14 protein-coding genes are annotated in these 17552 nt (G+C 75.4%); 5 read left to right on the top strand and 9 right to left on the bottom strand.

From position 1 onward, the window contains the following. Nucleotides 1-127: 127 nt before the first annotated feature. On the bottom strand, nucleotides 128-2572 hold the full coding sequence (locus FKN01_RS25150; RefSeq protein ID WP_143624381.1) for a helicase C-terminal domain-containing protein: 2445 nt from the start codon (nucleotides 2570-2572) through the stop codon (nucleotides 128-130). Nucleotides 2573-2657: 85 nt separating this feature from the next. Here FKN01_RS25150 and FKN01_RS25145 point away from each other — a divergent pair, with 85 nt between their 5' ends. Together FKN01_RS25145 and FKN01_RS25140 are read left to right on the top strand one after the other, a co-directional pair. Continuing rightward, entirely contained in the window at nucleotides 2658-4124 is a 1467-nt protein-coding gene (locus tag FKN01_RS25145; protein WP_143624379.1) for a hypothetical protein, read from the top strand. 44 nt (nucleotides 4125-4168) lie between these two features. Then, nucleotides 4169-4795, top strand: a complete 627-nt coding sequence (locus FKN01_RS25140; protein ID WP_143624377.1) for an HAD family hydrolase — start codon at nucleotides 4169-4171, stop codon at nucleotides 4793-4795. On the opposite strand, the gene FKN01_RS25135 is transcribed toward FKN01_RS25140, so the two are convergent. After that, nucleotides 4792-5532 carry a glycosyltransferase gene (locus tag FKN01_RS25135; RefSeq protein ID WP_143624375.1) on the bottom strand — a complete coding sequence of 247 codons (741 nt, stop codon included), beginning with the start codon at nucleotides 5530-5532 and terminating at the stop codon, nucleotides 4792-4794. The genes FKN01_RS25140 and FKN01_RS25135 overlap by 4 nt on opposite strands. Before the next feature lie 156 nt (nucleotides 5533-5688). Beyond that, nucleotides 5689-5913: a hypothetical protein gene (locus FKN01_RS25130; RefSeq protein ID WP_143624373.1), complete on the bottom strand. Its 225-nt coding sequence runs from the start codon at nucleotides 5911-5913 to the stop codon at nucleotides 5689-5691. Between the two features lie 201 nt (nucleotides 5914-6114). On the opposite strand from FKN01_RS25130, the gene FKN01_RS25125 reads away from it, so the two are divergent. Then, nucleotides 6115-6501 (top strand): cold-shock protein, encoded by a 387-nt coding sequence (locus tag FKN01_RS25125; RefSeq protein ID WP_143624371.1) that lies wholly within the window; start codon nucleotides 6115-6117, stop codon nucleotides 6499-6501. A 61-nt stretch (nucleotides 6502-6562) separates the two neighbouring features. Here the strand turns inward: FKN01_RS25125 and FKN01_RS25120 are convergent, their stop codons facing one another. From FKN01_RS25120 to FKN01_RS25100, 5 genes are all read right to left on the bottom strand, one after another. After that, complete coding sequence (locus tag FKN01_RS25120) at nucleotides 6563-6820, bottom strand: hypothetical protein (protein WP_143624369.1); 258 nt, start codon at nucleotides 6818-6820, stop codon at nucleotides 6563-6565. Nucleotides 6821-6924: 104 nt separating this feature from the next. Next, nucleotides 6925-7788 carry a 1,4-dihydroxy-6-naphthoate synthase gene (locus FKN01_RS25115; RefSeq protein ID WP_143624367.1) on the bottom strand — a complete coding sequence of 288 codons (864 nt, stop codon included), beginning with the start codon at nucleotides 7786-7788 and terminating at the stop codon, nucleotides 6925-6927. Then, nucleotides 7763-8467 (bottom strand): futalosine hydrolase, encoded by a 705-nt coding sequence (locus FKN01_RS25110; protein WP_143624365.1) that lies wholly within the window; start codon nucleotides 8465-8467, stop codon nucleotides 7763-7765. The genes FKN01_RS25115 and FKN01_RS25110 overlap by 26 nt, the downstream gene beginning before the upstream one ends. Before the next feature lies 1 nt (nucleotide 8468). Then, a complete protein-coding gene (locus FKN01_RS25105; protein WP_143624363.1) occupies nucleotides 8469-8957 on the bottom strand; it encodes a DUF2771 domain-containing protein in 489 nt (162 codons plus the stop codon). Between the two features lie 27 nt (nucleotides 8958-8984). Further along, nucleotides 8985-10388, bottom strand: coding sequence for an MFS transporter (locus FKN01_RS25100; protein ID WP_143624361.1), 1404 nt, complete (start codon nucleotides 10386-10388; stop codon nucleotides 8985-8987). Between the two features lie 367 nt (nucleotides 10389-10755). Between FKN01_RS25100 and FKN01_RS25090 the strand changes: the two genes are divergently transcribed. Together FKN01_RS25090 and FKN01_RS25085 are read left to right on the top strand one after the other, a co-directional pair. Beyond that, nucleotides 10756-11679, top strand: a complete 924-nt coding sequence (locus FKN01_RS25090; RefSeq protein ID WP_185992976.1) for a DUF3027 domain-containing protein — start codon at nucleotides 10756-10758, stop codon at nucleotides 11677-11679. Nucleotides 11680-11903: 224 nt separating this feature from the next. After that, a complete protein-coding gene (locus FKN01_RS25085; RefSeq protein WP_143624359.1) occupies nucleotides 11904-15077 on the top strand; it encodes a sacsin N-terminal ATP-binding-like domain-containing protein in 3174 nt (1057 codons plus the stop codon). A gap of 16 nt (nucleotides 15078-15093) precedes the next feature. Here FKN01_RS25085 and FKN01_RS25080 read toward each other — a convergent pair whose 3' ends face one another. Beyond that, complete coding sequence (locus FKN01_RS25080; protein WP_143624357.1) at nucleotides 15094-17487, bottom strand: HAD-IC family P-type ATPase; 2394 nt, start codon at nucleotides 17485-17487, stop codon at nucleotides 15094-15096. Nucleotides 17488-17552 lie beyond the last annotated feature (65 nt).

Raw genomic sequence — 17552 nt, 5'->3', positions numbered from 1 at the left:
CGACTGGGGGCCTCGCGCGGTCGCCCCGGACCGGGGCAGGGGGTTCCGTCCTCAAGCGCCGGACGGGCTTGAATGTGCGCGGGCGGCTCGCAGGGCGGGCGGCCCGGGCCGGGGCAGACCGGTCGGCCTACTCCGCCAGCTCCGCCACGCCCGTGATGCGGTGCAGCGGGTACGTGCGGATCTCGTCCGCCGTGTGGTCGTACGCCGTGACGTAGCCGCCCTCCACGCGGACCGGGGCGATCACGCGCTGGCTCGCCGCGCCGTCCGCGTTGACGTAGCCGATCCACACCGCGGAGCCGGTCATCGCGGCGGCCTGGACGGTGACCAGGGTCTCCGCCGCGGTGGTGCGGGGCAGCGCGCCCGGGGGCGTGGTGGCCGCGGTGTCCTTCCGGGCGTGGACGACCGTCGCGGCGTCGTCCCCCGCCCGGATCGCCCGGACCGCCGCGCCGAGCAGCGTGGTGTCCGGCACGGGCGGGCCCTCGGGGACGGGGGCGGGCGCGGAGCGGGGCGGGGTGCGGTGGGCGCCGGCCCGGGTGATCAGGACGTCGCCGTCGGCGGACTCCGCGGCGGGGGCGTAACCCATCTCGCGCAGCCCGTCGAGCAGGGACGCCGGATCGGCCCGCGCCGCCAGCACCGTCGGCGCGATCCGGCGCAGCCGCAGCGCGGCGGACCGCTTGTCGGCCAGGATCTCGCCGAGCACGGTCTCGTCGTCGCACCGCACGTACGAGGAGGCGGCCCCGATCCGGAGGTGCCCGTGGCGACGGGCCACGTCGTCGATGAGATAGCTCAGCGGCTGCGGCACCGGCGTACGGCTGTGCGTGGCGAGGAAGGCGTGCAGGTCGGCGGCGGTCCGCCCGGCGTCCAGGGCACGGCGGACGGACCCGGGCGTGAAGCGGTACACCGTCGCGCCGCCCTTGGACTCGATGTCCGCGAGCGTGCCGAGCATGTCGGCCAGCGGGCGCTGAAGCGGACCGGGCGCGACGGCCGTCAGGTCGGCCTGGAGCAGGACGTGGTCCAGGGGCTCCGGCAGCAGCGGGGCGAGCAGGCCGGCGGCCTTCGCGGGCCCCTCGGTGAGCAGGGCGCGGGTGTGGGCGGCGAGCGCGCCGCGCCCGGTGATGCCCAGGAGTTCCGACTCGTTCAGGGTCCACAGGGCGATCCGGGACCGCAGATCCGTGGTGCCTTCCGAGGCGGCGGCCCCGCGCAGCGGGCGCTCCCAGCGGAGCCGGGCGAGCACGGACTCGGGGTCGGGCGCGGTGCCGGCGGGCAGCGCGTCGAGCAGGGCGAGGACCCGGTGGCGCACCTCGGGCGCGGCGGAACGGTCCAGGTCCGGGCCGAGGGCGGACAGCGCCCGCCCCTTCGCGTCCTGCCCGCCGACCAGGCCGGAGGCCCGGGTGGCGGCGAGCCAGGCCGTCGCGAGGGAGACCCAGCGCTCCTCCGCGGGCAGCTCCAGCCACTCGTCGGACGCCGGTGTCGGCGCGTACCGCTCGTCCGCCTCGCCGTCGGACGCCAGCAGCCCGGCCGCGTACGCGAGCTCCACCCAGAACGCGGCGACCGGCTCCTGGACGTCCAGCGCGGTGGCCGTCCTCCGCAGCTCCCGGACGCTCAGTCCGCCGGCGCGCAGGACGGCCGGGCCGCCGCCGTTCCAGTGCTTCAGCAGCTCCTCGACGGTCGTCACCGCCAGGAACGCCTGGCCGGCCGCCGCGCCGTCCACAGCCTGTGGATCGCGTTCGGCGACGGCGGCCACGACCGGCGGCCGGGGCTCGGGCGTCCGGTGGGCGCGCCCGGCCCGCAGATGCAGGGCCGCCTCGCGCGGCAGGACGACGGTCCGGGTCGAGACGGGCAGCAGCAGCCCCCGGTCGCGCAGCCACTTCACGGGCGGCGCCGGGTGCGGCGTGACCTCCCCGTACGGCGGCCCCCACACGAGCCGGTCCAGCACCGCCAGGGCCTCCATGGGCGCGGTGTCCAGGAGCTCGCCCATCCGGGCGCGGTCCGTGAACAGCGCGGTCAGGGCCGCCACCGCGGACACCGGGTCGTGCGTGGCGGGCAGCCCGGCGGCGGCCAGGATCTCCTGGAGCCGGCCGGGGGACATCCCGGCGGTGGCCTCGGCGACGGTCGGCCCGAGGCCGGTGGGGGAGGGGTGCTGCGGCGACGGCGACAGCAGCTCCCGCGCCGTGCGTACGAGCCGGAGCCGGTCGTCGTCGCCCCACACGAGCGCCTGCTCGCGCAGGGTCCCGACCGCGCCGGGCAGCGCCGCCACGATCGCGGCGCCCACGTCGTCGCGCTGCTCGCCGTCGTCCTGCCCGTCGCCGGTCAGCAGCCCGAGCAGCGTCCCGTACGGCGCCGGGTCGGGTGCGACCGCCAGCGCCTCGGCGGTCTGCAGGGCGAACCGGTCGAGGCGCTCCAGGGCGCGTACGACGGAGGCGCGGGTGCCCGCGCGCGTGGCCAGCTGTGTGATGTCGCCCGGCACGGGGGAGAGGAGATCGGGCCGCGCCCGCAGCAGCCCGGCCAGTGACTCGTCGTCCCGGGCGCGCAGCGCCTCGGCGAGCGTCCGCGGTGGTGTGGTCGTCCCCATCCGCCCCACGGTAGCCGCTCCGGACAGCCCTGAGGGCGCTACCGTCGGTGCAGGCCGGTGGTGGGGAACCGAGGGGAAGCGACGCGTGGGGATCGAAAGCGACCAGCTCGTCTACGACTATCTGAGCCGGGTCGGCGACCTGGCCCAGCAGCAGCAGATGCCGTCGGGCGCCCGGATGAGGCTGGTGGCGGAGCTCCGGACGGAGATCGAGCGGCAGCGTACGGCCCAGCGGGCCCACACCCCCGGCCAGGTGCGCCGCATCATCGGCACCCTGGGCACCCCGGACGAACTGGTCGCGGCGGCGGCGAGGGCGGGGGCGTCGGAGCCGCCGGACCCCCCGGAAATCCCGGACCCGCGCCGCGCGCGTCTTCCGGGCGTGAGGCGGCGCCCGGCGGCCCCGGATACGGCGGGGCCGCGTGGGGTGGACCTGGGCGGTGCGCCGCGCCGCGCGGGTGACGAGGCGTCGGGGGCGCGCGGGGTGGACCCGGGCGGTGCGCCGCGCCGCTTGCGCGACGAGGCGTCGGGGGCGCGTGGGGTGGACGGCGGGGTGTCGGCTTCGCGTGGGGAGGCGGGCCCGGGCGGTGCGCCGCGTGGGTCGCGTGATGAGGCGTCGGGGGTGCGTGGGGTGGACGGCGGGGTGTCGGCGTCGCGTGGGGAGGCGGGCCCGGGCGATGCGCCGCGCCGGTCGCGCGACGAGGCGTCGGCGGCGCGCCGGGTGGACCGCGGAGCCCCGGCCTCGCGTGGGAAGGGCGCGGGCGCCGCCGCCCCGCCCGGTCGGGGCAAGGGCGCCTCGGCCGGGCGCCGGGCCGGCAAGGGGGCCTTCGCCCTGCGCCGGAGGGACCGGGACGCCGAGGCTCCGGAGGCCTTCGTCCCGGCCCAGGCGGACCCGGACGCCTCCGCGCCGCACCGGCTGGGCATGGACGAGGCCGGGCCGGACGCCGGTGACGCCGACTGGTGGCGGGACGAACCGGGGCCGTTCGGCGAGACCGGGCCGGGGGCGTTCGGCGAGTTCGGCCCGGGGGCGGCGGTGCCGGGCTTCCGGGGCGGCGTGGAGATCCCGGCGCTGCTGAGGCCGCCGGAGGCAGAGGCGGAAGCGGAGGACGAGGACGGGGACGAGGCCCCGGAAGAGGCGGAGCCGGAGGCGCCTCCGGCGAGGGCGCGCCGCCGGTTCCGCCGCGCCCGCCCGGCCCCGGCGGCCCCCGCGGCGGCCCCCCGCCGGGGCTTCGGCCACCCCGTGCTGCTGCTGGCGGCGGCCCTCCTCGTGGTGGGGGCGGTGATGGGCTCCCTGCTGGCCCTCGCGGGCGGCTGGCTGCTCGCGTACAGCTCCCGCAAACTCTCCCGCGCGGAAGCGAAGTGGGCCGCGATGGGCCTCCCCGGCGCGGTGGCGGCGGCGGCCCTGGTCTGGCTCTGGGGCCGCATGGACGGCCGCTGGGGCGCCCCGATCCCGGAACACGGCATGAAGGACGCGCTGGGCGACGTCTGGCCGGTCACCGTACGCGCGGCGGCGGTGGCGTCGGCGCTGTTCCTGGTGTGGCGCGCGAGACGCCGGTAGAGGGGGCCGCCCGGCCGGGCCCGTACGGCGTTCAGAATGGGGGCATGACTCCCTCACCGCTGACGGTCGGCTTCGACCTGGACATGACGCTCATCGACTCCCGCCCCGGCATCAAGGCCGTCTACGAGGCCCTCGTCGCCGAGACGGGCACCTGGATCGACACCGATCTCGTGGTGAGCCGGCTGGGCCCGCCGCTGGAGGAGGAGCTCGCGAACTGGTTCCCCGCCGCCGACGTGCCCGCCGTGGCGAACCGGTACCGCGCGATGTACCCCGCGTACGCCATCGAGCCGACCCTCGCCATGCCCGGCGCCCGGGAGGCGATCGAGGCGATACGGGAGCACGGCGGCCGGACCATGGTCGTCACCGCCAAGTACGAGCCGAACGCCAAGCTGCACCTGGCCCACCTCGGCATCGAGCCGGACGTCGTCGTGGGCAACCTCTGGGCCGAGCAGAAGGCGGTGGCGCTGAAGGAGCACGGCGCCACGGTCTACGTGGGCGACCACGTCGGCGACGTGCGCGGCGCCCGGGCCGCGAACGCCGTCCCGGTGGCCGTCGCGACGGGCCCCTGCGACGCGGAGGAACTGCGCACGGCCGGAGCGGACACCGTCCTCGCCTCGCTCACCGAACTCCCCGCCTGGCTCGACGCGTACGCGCGGCGCACGGCACGCTAACGCGCTCCGAACAGCTCCCGGAGCGCCCTGGCCCGCTCCCCGATGAGCCGCATCCGGGCATCCCACTCGGGCCCCCGCGCGTGCGCCGGGTCGGTGGTGATCTGGCCCTCGTGCTTCCGGTAGAGGAGCCCCGCCTCGGCGGTGAACCACCCCGGGCTGAACGCGTCCAGCGCGAGCAGCAGCCCGGTGTCGCCCGAGGCCGGAAGGGCGGTCCACCCGCCGAGGGCGACAACGAGCCGCCGGCGTACGCACAGCGTGGCGGGGTGCACCTGCGCCCGCTGGTGCAGCTCCCAGTGGGCGAGGACGTCGCCGGGCCGGACCGGCCCCTCCGCCGGGTCCGGGAAGCCGACCCGGCTGCCGTCCGGCATCAGGTCCAGCACGGCCGAGGTGACCCACCCGACCTCGGGCCGCTCGGTCAGCACCCGGATGTCCCGCGCCAGCGCGCCCTCGGTCAGCAGGTCATCCGCGTCCAGCGTCTTGACCAGCTCCCCGTACGACCGCCCGAGCGCCACGGTCCGTGCCACATGCGGCCCACCGTGCCGGGAGGAGCCGACCCGTATCCGAGGATCACCGGGCACCCGCTCCCGGGCCCCCACCCCGTCCCCGTCCTCCTGGATCAGCCACTCCCACTCCCACCCACCGGGCAGGACCTGGGCCACGAGGGAGTCGTAGGTCTCCCGCAAGTACGCGAGGCCGGCCCGGTGCACGGGGGTGATGACGGACAAGAGATGGCTCATGAGCGGCCTTCCGGGCAGCGGAACAACATGACTCGGAGGCCCGGACTACGCGTTTGATGCCCACCGGGTCCGTAGCCGAGGGCGGTGGAACCCCATCTCCACCAAGCGGATCGTTGCAAATGCAACGCATTTCTGGCCAAAGGGCGTAGCGCGCCGCTACCGCTCCCGTGACCCGGCGCGGGCCGAGCGGATGACGCCCGCCGCGGCGATCAGGAAGCCGACGCCCATCAGCATGCAGAGGGACCAGGCGATGGACGGCAGCGGATGGGTGCCGAGGAAGAGCGGGGCCATGGTGGCGAGGGTGGAGAGGGCGCCGACGAAGAAGACGATCGCGCCGATCCGGACCAGCCGGTCGCCCGCGCCGGGAGATGAGGTACTCACCCCGCCAGGGTAGTTCCCGGGCGGCGCGGAACCGTGTCCGGGTGAAGTAGGTGCCGTTTCCGGACACAGTCCGGATGACCAGGCTTGACGGCGGGTACTTCCCCTGTGGAGGCTTCAGCCAGCAGGGGAGCACGACCACAGGACGGCCTGACCTGCTGAGGGCATTCGTTCCGGCGTACGGGTTGAGATGGGGTGCGTGCTTTGCCGACTGGCAAGGTGAAGTGGTTCAACAGCGAGAAGGGCTTCGGCTTCCTCTCCCGCGACGACGGCGCGGCCGATGTCTTCGTGCACTCGTCGGTGCTCCCGGCCGGGACCGATGCTCTCAAGCCCGGCCAGCGGGTCGAATTCGGTGTGGTCGAGGGCCAGCGCGGTTACCAGGCGCTCTCCGTGTCGGTCCTGGAGCCGGCTCCGTCCGTCGCCGCCGCCCAGCGCCGCAAGCCGGACGAGCTGGCATCGATCGTCCAGGACCTGACGACCGTCCTGGAGAACATCACCCCGATGCTGGAGCGGGGCCGCTACCCCGACAAGGCGGCGGGCGCCAAGATCGCCGGGCTGCTCCGGGCGGTCGCCGACCAGCTCGACGTATAGCCGTCGCGTACGGCGGTGCGGGCGTTCCCGGACGGGGACGCCCGCATCCGCGTCCGGGCCCTCAGGGCGCCGGTGTCGGCATCCCCTCGGCCGGGACCGCCTCGTGGGTGGCCGCGAAGGACGGGTGGACCTCGCATTCCGCCGGGATCTCGTCGGCGGGACCCGCACACGCCGAAGGGTCGAACGCGGGCTCGCTCCGGGCTGCCCGCCCGGTCTCCGAGGACGGCGACGCGCCGTCGGCGGAGGTTGAGCAGGCGGCCGAGCCCAGCAGCGTGAGCAGGACGACGGCCGCGGAGGCCGCGGCGGTGCGGGTACGCATGGAAACCCCCCGGGGTTGACGTACCGGCGTCGGACGCGCCGGCCGGTCAACCTTGCCACCGCGCACCGCGTCCGTGGCGTGCGGTACGTGAAGGAAGTGTGCGCTCAGACGAACGACAGCGCGTCCGGCGCCAGCGGCGGGACCAGGCCCTCCGCCGCCGCGCGGGTCAGGAGGCCGCGGATCGCCGCGTAGCCGTCCTCGCCCAGGTCCGCGGTGAACTCGTTCACGTACAGGCCGATGTGCTGGTCCGCGACGGACGGGTCCATCTCCTGGGCGTGCGCGAGGACGTACGGGCGGGACGTCTCCGGGTCGTCCCAGGCCATCCGGACCGAGGTGCGGGCCGACTCGGCGAGCAGCCTCAGCGTGTCCGCGCCCAGCGAGCGCTTCGCGATGATCGCGCCGAGCGGGATGGGCAGGCCGGTGGTGTCCTCCCAGTGCCGGCCCATGTCGGCCAGGTTGTGCAGACCGTAGTTCTGGTACGTGAAGCGCGCCTCGTGGATGACCAGGCCCGCGTCCACCTTGCCGTCCCGGACCGCCGGCATGATCTCGTCGAACGGCATGACCACGATCTCGCCGACCCCGCCCGGCACCACGTCGGCCGCCCAGAGGCGGAAGAGGAGGTAAGCGGTCGAGCGCTCGCTCGGCACGGCGACGGTCGCCCCGGTCAGGTCGGCGCCCGCCTCGCGGGTGAGGACCAGCGGGCCGCAGCCCCGGCCCAGCGCACCGCCGCACGGCAGCAGCGCGTACTCCTCCAGGACCCAGGGCAGCACCGCGTACGACACCTTCAGCACGTCCAGCTCGCCGCGCTCGGCCATGCCGTTGGTGATGTCGATGTCCGCGAAGGTGACGTCCAGCGCCGGTGCGCCGGGGACCCTGCCGTGCGCCCAGGCGTCGAAGACGAACGTGTCGTTCGGGCAGGGCGAGAAGGCGATGCGCAGCGCGTCAGCCTGCGGTGTCGTCTCGGTCATGGCGGGTCCAGCCTTCCAGTACGGGTATGAGCTTCCCGAACGCCTCGGTCAGCGCGGTCAGCGCGTCGCCGATGCGCCAGGCGTCGCGGTCGCGCGGGCCGACGGTGTTCGACACGGCCCTGATCTCCAGGACCGGTACGCCGGCGAGGTCCGCCGCCTCCGCGACCCCGAAGCCCTCCATGGCCTCGGCGACCGCGCCCGGGTGGGCGGCCAGCAGGGCGGCGGTGCGGTCCGCCGTTCCGGTGACCGTGGAGACGGTGAGGATGTCGCCGGTCGCCGCCCCGGTCGCCCCGGCGGCGGCGCGGACGAGGGAGCGGGGCGGGAAGTGCCAGGTCCGGCCGAAGCCGAGCCCGGTCACCGGAACGAAGCCGTCCGGGGTTTCGGCGCCCAGGTCGGCCGCGCCGATGCGGCGGGACACGGCCAGCGAACCGACCGGGGCGGCCGGTGCGAAGCCGCCCCCGATGCCCGCCGAGATCGCCAGGTCGTAGCGGTCCGCCGCCAGCGCGAACGCCGTCGAGGCCGCCGCGGCGGCCGGGCCCGCGCCGCCGGCGAGCACGTCCAGCGGGCCGGCGCGGTGGAGCTCCGCGCCGCGGATGTGGTGGACCGCCGGCTCCTCCCCGTACGCACGCGTGACCGCGTCCCGTTCCACCGGGACCGCGGTCACGACGAGTACACGCACGTCAGTCGGTCTTCTCCAGCTTGAAGTGCCAGATGCCGATCACGCTCGTGCCCTTGGTCTCCACGATGCTGACCTGCGTGTTCTTCGGGGCGGCCTCGCCGGTCTGGCTCTGGCTGGAGAAGAAGGCGCCGCCCGTGATGGACCGGTAGGTCTTCTTGGACGGCTCCGGCTCACCGCGCTGGCCGTCGATGAAGAGGGTCCAGCCGTTGTCCGCGATCTCCGGGTCGACGCCGAAGCGCACCATGTCGGTCATCGAGACCTTGATGCTCTTCTCCGCCTCCTTGTTGAGGCACTTCTCCGCCTCGGAGTTCTTGAGGGCCTTGCCGTCGTTGTAGCAGGCGGCCTCGGAGCTCACCGAGTCGTCGCCGACCGTCACGGTGGCGAGCGGCGTCGGCTTGTCGCAGGCGGAGAGGACAAGGAGTCCCGCGGACACGGCACCAAGAGCGACGCCGATTCGGCGGCCCTTACCGGAGAAGAACGCAACGGTCATGGGCCGAAGGCTATCGGTCGCCCGCGCTCACGCCACGCGGGGGTGCGGCGAGCCGCGCCGCGCGGCGCCCAGCAGCCCCCGTACGGAGGTGGAGGCGCCCAGTGCCAGCAGCCCGGCGGCGACGGACATGCCCAGTACGCCGTTGAGGGGGAGGGCGATGCCGATCGCGCCGCCCACCACCCAGGCCATCTGCAGCAGCGTCTCGGAGCGGGCGAACGCCGAGGTCCGCACCTCCTCCGGCACGTCGCGCTGGATCATCGCGTCCAGCGACAGCTTCGACAGGGCCTGCGTCAGGCCCGCCGTCGCGGCGAGCGCGGCGACCATGACCGTGGAGAAGAAGACGGCCGCCAGGACCGCCACGCCCAGCGCCAGGCCGAGCACCGACGCCACGATGACCTCCGGGCCGCGCGCCCGCAGCCAGGACCCCACCGCCGTGCCCAGCGCGTTGCCCACGCCCGCCGCCACGCCGACGATGCCCAGCGAGATCGCGGCGCTCTGACCGGCGAGCGGGTGCTCGCGCAGCAGGAACGCCAGGAAGAAGATCAGGAACCCGGAGAGCGCCCGGTGCGCCGCGTTGGCCTGGAGGCCGTGCAGCACGGACGGGCCGACCGACCGCAGACCCGGCCGCCGCTCGCGGCCCTTGGCCCTGGTCCCGGCCCTGGTGGCGGGCGGTCGTGCCGCGTAATCGCCGTGCGGCGGCACGAGCCGCGCCCGGCGCTCGCCCTTGGCCGAGTCCACCTTGGGCGGCAGCGTGAACGCCAGGATTCCCCCGCCGACGAAGATCGCGCACGCGCCGTACAGCGGCCACTGCGGGCCGATCGTCTGCAGCCCCGCCCCGACGGGCGCGGCGGCCCCGGTGGCCAGCAGCCCGGCGAGGGTCACCCGTGAGTTGGCCTTCACCAGCGAGAACTTCGGTGGCAGCAGCCGGGGCACGACGGCGCTGCGCACCACCCCGTACGCCTTCGAGCAGACCAGCACGCCGAGCGCCGCCGGATACAGCTCCAGGTCGCCGGTGGCGACCGCGCCCGACATGGTCAGCGCCAGCACCGCCCGCGCCAGCATGGAACCGGCCATCGCGGCGCGGCGGCCGTGCGGCAGGTGGTCCAGGAGCGGGCCGATGACCGGCGCCAGCAGGATGAACGGTGCCATCGTCACCGCGAGGTACAGCGCGACCCGGCCGCGCGCCTGGTCCGTCGGTACGGAGAAGAACACGGTGGACGCCAGCGCGACGGTGATCATCACGTCGCCCGCGCCGTTCACCGCGTGCAGTTCGATCAGCTTGCCGAGGCCGCTCTCGCCGGCGCCGTGCGCGTGCGTCGCCCTGCGGATGGACCGGGCGGCGCCGGTGAAGGGGACCCGCAGGGCACGACCGATCGACCGGCCCGCGCTGCGGAGCGGGCCGGGACCGTCGTGCGACCTGGCTGAAGCCACCTGGTCATAGTGCCCCAGGACCGCGCATCACAAGCCGGTCTCCCGGCGGGGCGGGGCCGGGACCGCCCCGTCGGGTCAGTACCGGGGCGGGTCGCCGGGGTGCGGATACGGCGGCGTTTCGGACGGCAGGTGGGCGGGGAGCGGCGGAGAGGGTAGCGTGCGTAGCGCGCCACCGGCGGTTGTTCTCGGCCGCGCGCCTCTCGGCGATCCCGCAGAATGGATTGCGGAAGGCGTGCCCGAGGTTGGCTCAACGGGTGTGGACGTCGACGCGGCCCCCAGGTCCGCTCCGTCCGCGACCGTATGGCCGGAATCGATGGTCGATGTGCTGGCGCGCTCGTGAGACTGGCGTAGGAGAGAAGCGAGACCTGTGAGTGCTGCGACGACGCGAGGCCGTACGGCCCGTACCGCCCGTACCCCCGCTCCCGACCGTCTGTGCGCCGAGGCGGTAGACCTCGCCCGCGCCGCGGCGGAGGAGGCGGCCGCGCCGGGGACCGTGGGTGAGCATGTGGCGGTGGTCTCCGAGGGGGACCGGGTCGTCACGCACTACTTCGAGTGCGAGGACCCCGGCTACCGGGGCTGGCGCTGGGCCGTCACGGTCGCCCGGGCCTCCCGCGCGAAGAACGTCACGCTGGACGAGACGGTGCTGCTGCCGGGCAGCGACGCGCTGCTCGCGCCGGAGTGGGTGCCGTGGAGCGAGCGGCTGCGGCCGGGCGACATGGGTCCCGGCGACCTGCTGCCCACCGAGGCGGACGACCTTCGGCTGGAGCCGGGGTACACCGGCGCGGAGGAGCCGCCGCCGAATTCGGCGGTCGCCCCGGTCACCGGCGAGCTGGCCGACCTGGTCGACGTCGAGGACGCGGAGCTGACGACGCGCCCGGCGTCGGCTTCGACGTCGCGCGGGTCGATCGCGGCGGTGGCGGACGAGCTGGGGATGCGGCGGGCGCGGGTGCTGTCGCGTTACGGGCTGCACTCGGCGGCGGACCGCTGGGACGAGGAGTTCGGCCCGAAGACGCCGATGGCGCAGGCCGCGCCGGCGTCGTGCGCGTCGTGCGCCTTCCTGATGCCGCTGGCGGGCTCGCTGAGCCAGGCGTTCGGGGTGTGCGCGAACGAGTTCGGCCCGGCGGACGGGCATGTGGTCTCGCTGTCGTACGGGTGCGGGGGCCACTCGGAGGCGGCGGTCATGCCGAAGCCGCCTGCGGCGGCGGCTCATGCGTTGGACACGATGCGGGTCGATGAGTATCCGTTGCACGGTGAGGCCCGGGAGGCCTCGGAGGACCCGGGCGACGCGTAGCCGGCCGGGCGGCCGGAGCCCACGCGGGCTCGGGTCCTCCGGCGCAACGGAACCCTGTACGTGGCGGGGCCGGGCCTCGCGTGGAACCCAGCCCGTCCGGCGATTGAGGACGGAACCCTCGCGGTGGGGACCCCGCACCCCGGGGGGCGGTGAGTCGGAGGGCCCGGGCCGTACCCGGTAGCTTCGCGGGGTACGCGAACCGCACCGGCAGAGGGAGCACGCGCATGGGCATCAACGCGACGGAGGGCGACCCGTTCGGCACCGCGCGGCTGCGGCGCGGCGTGCTCGCCGCCTGGGGCGCCGGACCCGCCCGGTTCCGGGAGGACGCCAACGCCGAGGAGGACCTCGCGCTCGGCGGCTACCGCGACCGCCTCGTGGTCGAGCTGGCCCAGAACGCCGCCGACGCCGCCGCCCGCGCCGGCGTCCCCGGCCGCCTGCGGCTCACCCTGCACCCGGCGGGGCCCGGCACCCCCGCCGTGCTCGCCGCCGCGAACACCGGCGCACCCCTGGACGCCACCGGCGTCGAGTCGCTGTCCACGCTGCGCGCGTCCGCGAAGCGCGAGGGCCACGAGGGCGCCGTGGGCCGGTTCGGCGTCGGGTTCGCCGCCGTGCTCGCGGTGAGCGACGAGCCGGCGGTCACCGGTCGGCACGGCGGCGTCCGCTGGTCCCTGGCCGAGGCCCGCGAGCTCGCCCGGGAGGCCGCCGTCGGCAGCCCCGGCCTGGGCGAGGAGCTGCGCCGCCGCGACGGCCACGTACCGCTGCTGCGCCTCCCGCTGCCCGCCGAGGGCACCGCGCCCGACGGCTACGACACCGTCGTCGTGCTCCCCCTGCGCGACGGCGTCGCCGAGGACCTGGTCGAACGGCTGCTGGCCGCCGTGGACGACGCCCTGCTGCTCACGCTCACCGGCCTGGCGGAGGTGATCGTGGAGACCCCGGAGGGCGTACGCACCCTCCGCCGCTCCCAGCACGGCCCGTACACGCACATCGAGGACTCCGCGCACGGCACGCACCGCTGGCGCACCGCCGTCCACCACGGGCCGGTCGAGCCCGCCCTGCTCGCCGACCGCCCGCTGGAGGAACGCCTCCGCCCGCACTGGTCGGTGACCTGGGCCGTCCCGGTGGACGCGGACGGCGCCCCGGTCCACCCCCGCACCGCCCCCGTCGTGCACGCGCCGACGCCCACCGACGAACCGCTCGGGCTGCCCGCGCTGCTCATCGCCTCGCTGCCGCTGGACACCACCCGCAGGCACCCCGCCCCCGGCCCGCTCACCGACTTCCTGGTGCAGCGCGCCGCCGACGCGTACGCGGAGCTGCTCGGCGGCTGGGAGCCGGTGTCCGTCGCGACGATCGGCCTGGTCCCGGGCCCCCTCGGGCAGGGCACGCTGGACGGGGCGCTGCGCGGCGCGATCCTGGAGCGGCTGCCGCGCGTCGCGTTCCTGGAGCCCGCCGCCCCGCGCGAACCGGAGCGCTGGGAGGAGTGGGACGAGGGCCTGAGGCAGGACAAGGACACCGGCGGGCTGCGGCCCGTCGAGGCCGAGGTGGTGGAGGGCGCCGGCGCGCAGACCGTGGCCGTGCTCGCCGAGGTGCTGCCGTGCCTGCTGCCGGCGGGCCTGGAACGGCGCGTCGAGCTGCGCACGCTCGGCGTCACCCGCGTCCCGCTGACCGAGGCGATCGACCACCTGGCCGGCCTGGAACGCGAACCGGCCTGGTGGCGCCGGCTCTACGACAGCCTGGCCGGGGTGGACCCGGACCGGCTCTCGGGGCTCCCCGTGCCCCTGGCGGGCGGCACCCCGGACGTGCCTGCGCGCACCACCATCGGCCCCCGGCAGGTCCTGCTCCCCGTCCCGGACGCCCTGCCCCAACCCGTTCTCGACCGCCTCGGCCGGCTCGGGCTCAAGGTCGCGCACCCGGACGCCGCGCACCCGATCCTGGAGAAGCTGGGGGCCCTGCCCGCCACGCCGCGCGCCGTGCTGACGACCCCGCAGGTGCGGGCGGCCGTCGCCGGGTCGCTGGACGCGGGGGAGATCTGGGACGAGGACGCGCTCGACGGCGACGAGCTGGCGGAGACCGTGCTCACCCTGGTCCGCGACGCCGCCCTGGAGCCGGGCGACGAGCCCTGGCTGGGCGCGCTCGCGCTGCCCGACGAGGACGGCGAACCCGCCCCCGCCGGGGAGCTCGTGCTGCCGGACAGCCCGTTCGCCGGGATCATGCGCGAGGGCGAACTCGCCCTGTGCGACGCGGAGCTGGCCGAGCGCTGGGGCGAACAGCCGCTCACCGCCTGCGGGGTGCTCGCCACCTTCGCGCTCGTGCGGGCCACCGACGTCGTCCTGGACCCGGACGAGCTGGAGCCCCGCGACGGCGACTTCGCGGAGCCGGACGACGCGGGGCTGCTGGACGCGGTGGACGTGTGGTGCGAGGACGTCCTCGACCAGCTCCCCGACGGCCCGGTGCCGCCGGTCGCCACCGAGCTGGTCGCCGTGCGCGACCTGGACCTGGTGGACGACGACGCCTGGCCGCAGGCCCTCGCCCTCCTCGCCCGGCCGCCGCTGCGGGACGCGCTCACCCAGCCGGTCCGGGTGCTGCTCCCGGACGGCACCACACAGTCCGTCCGCCCTTACGCCGCGTGGTGGCTGCGCGGCCACCCGGTGCTCGACGGCCGCCGCCCGGCGGGTCTGCGCGCGCACGGCGGCGATCCGCGGCTCGCGGGCCTCTACGACTCCGCCGACGCGACCGGCTTCGAGGACGCCGAGGTGCTGCGCGCCCTGGGCGTACGGACCTCGCTCGCCGCCCTCCTGGACGAGCCGGGCGGGGCCGCCGAGCTGCTGGACCGGCTCGCCGACGCGGACCGCCCGGTCACCGCCGTGCAGCTGCACGCGCTGTACACGGCGCTGGCCGCGCTCGATCCGGAACAGGTCACGCTGCCGGACGAGTTGCGGGCGGTCGTGGACGGCGAGGTGCGGGTGGTCGACGCGGCGGAGGCGGTGATCGCGGACGCGCCGGACCTGCTGCCGCTCGCCGGGGGCCTGCCGCTGCTGCCCGTCGCCCCGGCGCACGCGGCGGAGCTGGCCGAGCTGTTCCAGGTGCGCCGGCTCGGCGAGAGCGTGGCGGCCGAGGTCACGAGCGACGGCGAGGAGCACGAGGTGCCCGAGTCCGTGCGCGTCCTGCTGGGGCCGGCGACCCCGGACACGTACGTCGAGCACGGCGAACTCCGCGCGGGCGGTGTGGAACTCGACTGGCGCCGCACCCCGGACGGGGTGGTGCACGCCTCGACACTGGAGGGCGTCGCGGCGGGCCTGGCCTGGGCCTCGGGCCAGTGGCCCCGCCGCTTCGAGGTCGCCGCGCTCCTGGAGGACCCCTCCCGTACGGAAGAACTGGCCCGGGACCGCTGGTTCGACTGAGGCCCGGGCCGCCGTTTCACCCCCCGAAGCGGCGGCCCACCAGCCGCCAGGCGTACTCCAGCGCCACCGACGCGACCACCGCGACGCCCACCGCCGTCCAGGGCATCACGCTGCCCACCAGCTTCAGGGCGAAGAAGTCCTGGAGCCACGGCACCGCGAGGACCACCAGGAAGGCCAGGCCCATCGCGGCCACCAGGCAGATCCGCCACCAGGTGTAGGGGCGGGCGATGATCGCCAGGACCCACATCGACACCAGGAACAGCGTGAGCGTGGCCGCGCTCGTCTCCGCGTCCAGCGCGCCCGTACCGGAGTAGTGGTGGCGGGCGATCTGGTACATCACGAAGGTCGCGGCGGCGGCGATGACGCCCGAGGGGATCGCGTACCGCATGACGCGGCGCACGAAGTGCGGGTGGGCGCGCTCCTTGTTCGGGGCGAGGGCGAGGAAGAACGCCGGGACGCCGATCGTCAGCGTGGACAGCAGGGTCAGGTGGCGCGGCAGGAACGGGTACTCGACCTGGAAGCAGACCACCAGGACGGCGAGCAGCACCGAGTAGACGGTCTTCGTCAGGAACAGGGTGGCGACCCGGGTGATGTTGCCGATCACGCGGCGGCCCTCGGCGACCACGGACGGCAGGGTCGCGAAGCTGTTGTTCAGCAGCACGATCTGGGCCACCGCGCGCGTCGCCTCGGAGCCCGAGCCCATGGAGACGCCGATGTCGGCGTCCTTCAGCGCGAGGACGTCGTTGACGCCGTCGCCGGTCATCGCGACGGTGTGCCCGCGCGACTGGAGCGCGGCGACCATCTCCCGCTTCTGCTGCGGGGTGACCCGGCCGAACACCGCGTTCTGTTCCATCGCGGTGGCCATCTCGTCCTTGTCCTCGGGCATCCGGCGCGCGTCCAGCGGGTGCTCCGCGCCCTCCATCCCGAGCTTCGCGGCCACCGCGCCGACCGAGACCGCGTTGTCGCCGGAGATCACCTTCGTGGCGACCCGCTGCTCGCCGAAGTACGCGAGGGTCCGCCCCGCGTCGGGCCGCAGCCGCTGTTCCAGTACGACGAGCGCGGCCGGCTCCGCCCCCTCGGCCGCGTCCGGCGCGTCCAGCGCGCCCCGCGCCCGGGCGAGGAGCAGCACCCGGAGGCCCTGTTCGTTGAGGTGTCCGATCTCCGCGAGCGCCGGGTCGTCCTCGGACAGCAGCACGTCGGGCGCGCCGAGCAGCCAGGCGGAGGAGGCGCCGCCGTCCTCGGTGAACGCGGCGCCGCTGTACTTGCGGGCGGAGGAGAAGGGCAGGGTGCCGGTGGTCGTCCAGCCGCCGTCCGCCGGGGCCGGGTAGGCGTCGATGATGGCCTGGAGGCTGGCGTTCGGCCGGGGCTCGGACGCGCCGAAGGCCCCCAGGACGCGGCGCAGATACGGTTCCCCGGAGCCGCCCAGCGGACGCAGCTCCGTGACGTCCATGCCGCCCTCGGTGAGCGTGCCGGTCTTGTCCAGGCAGACGACGTCGACCCGGGCCAGGCCCTCGATCGCGGGCAGCTCCTGCACCAGGCACTGCTTGCGGCCCAGGCGTACGACCCCGATCGCGAAGGCCACCGAGGTCAGCAGGACCAGGCCCTCCGGGATCATCGGGACGATCCCGCCGACCGTGCGGGCGACGGAGTCCTTGAAGTTGTTGTCCTTGACCACCAGCTGGCTGATCACCAGGGCGGTCGCGGTCGGCACCATCATCCAGGTGATGTACTTCAGGATGGTCGAGATGCCGCTGCGCAGCTCGGACCGGACGAGCGTGAAGCGGGACGCCTCCTCGGCGAGCTGAGCGGCGTACGCCTCGCGCCCGACCTTCGTCGCGGTGAACGCCCCGCCGCCGGCGACGACGAAGCTGCCGGACATCACCGTGTCGCCGGTCTTCTTGAGGACCGGGTCCGCCTCACCGGTGAGCAGGGACTCGTCCACCTCCAGGCCGTCCGCCTCGGCGACCGTGCCGTCCACGACGACCTTGTCCCCGGGCCCCAGCTCGACCAGGTCGCCGAGGACGATCTCCGAGGTGTGGATCTCGGCGGCCTTCCCGTCGCGCCGGACGACGGGTTTCGACTCACCGATGACCGCGAGGCCGTCCAGCGTCTTCTTGGCCCGCCACTCCTGCACGATGCCGATGGCGGTGTTCGCGATGATCACGAAGCCGAACAGGCTGTCCTGGATCGGCGCGACGCACAGCATGATCACCCAGAGCACACCGATGATCAGGTTGAACCGGGTGAGGACGTTGGCCCGGACGATCTCGGTCAGCGACCGCGAGGACCGCACCGGTACGTCGTTGACCTCGCCCCGCGATATCCGCTCGGCTACCTCGGCCGCCGTCAGCCCGCGTCCGGGAGCGCCGGCGCGCCGCTCCCCGGGAAGTTCGGATGCCCGCTGCGTCATGGTTCCGACGGTACGGGCGGAACGACCGGGGCACCCGCCGGAGCGGGCGAAGACGGTACCGGGGG

It is taken from the genome of Streptomyces sp. 130, assembly GCF_007096885.1.
Classification (GTDB): Bacteria; Actinomycetota; Actinomycetes; order Streptomycetales; family Streptomycetaceae; genus Streptomyces.
The sequence above is the reverse complement of the archived record's forward strand: the minus strand, read 5'-3'. Positions and strand labels throughout refer to the sequence as shown.

Bases quoted from the DNA above. Each gene is read 5' to 3' on its own strand.
- FKN01_RS25150 (WP_143624381.1), bottom strand. From the start codon at position 2,572: ATGGGGACGACCACACCACCGCGGACGCTCGCCGAGGCGCTGCGCGCC.
- FKN01_RS25120 (WP_143624369.1), bottom strand. From the start codon at position 6,820: ATGCGTACCCGCACCGCCGCGGCCTCCGCGGCCGTCGTCCTGCTCACG.
- FKN01_RS25140 (WP_143624377.1), top strand. From the start codon at position 4,169: ATGACTCCCTCACCGCTGACGGTCGGCTTCGACCTGGACATGACGCTC.
- FKN01_RS25085 (WP_143624359.1), top strand. From the start codon at position 11,904: ATGGGCATCAACGCGACGGAGGGCGACCCGTTCGGCACCGCGCGGCTG.
- FKN01_RS25105 (WP_143624363.1), bottom strand. From the start codon at position 8,957: ATGACCGTTGCGTTCTTCTCCGGTAAGGGCCGCCGAATCGGCGTCGCT.
- FKN01_RS25080 (WP_143624357.1), bottom strand. From the start codon at position 17,487: ATGACGCAGCGGGCATCCGAACTTCCCGGGGAGCGGCGCGCCGGCGCT.
- FKN01_RS25115 (WP_143624367.1), bottom strand. From the start codon at position 7,788: ATGACCGAGACGACACCGCAGGCTGACGCGCTGCGCATCGCCTTCTCG.
- FKN01_RS25135 (WP_143624375.1), bottom strand. From the start codon at position 5,532: ATGAGCCATCTCTTGTCCGTCATCACCCCCGTGCACCGGGCCGGCCTC.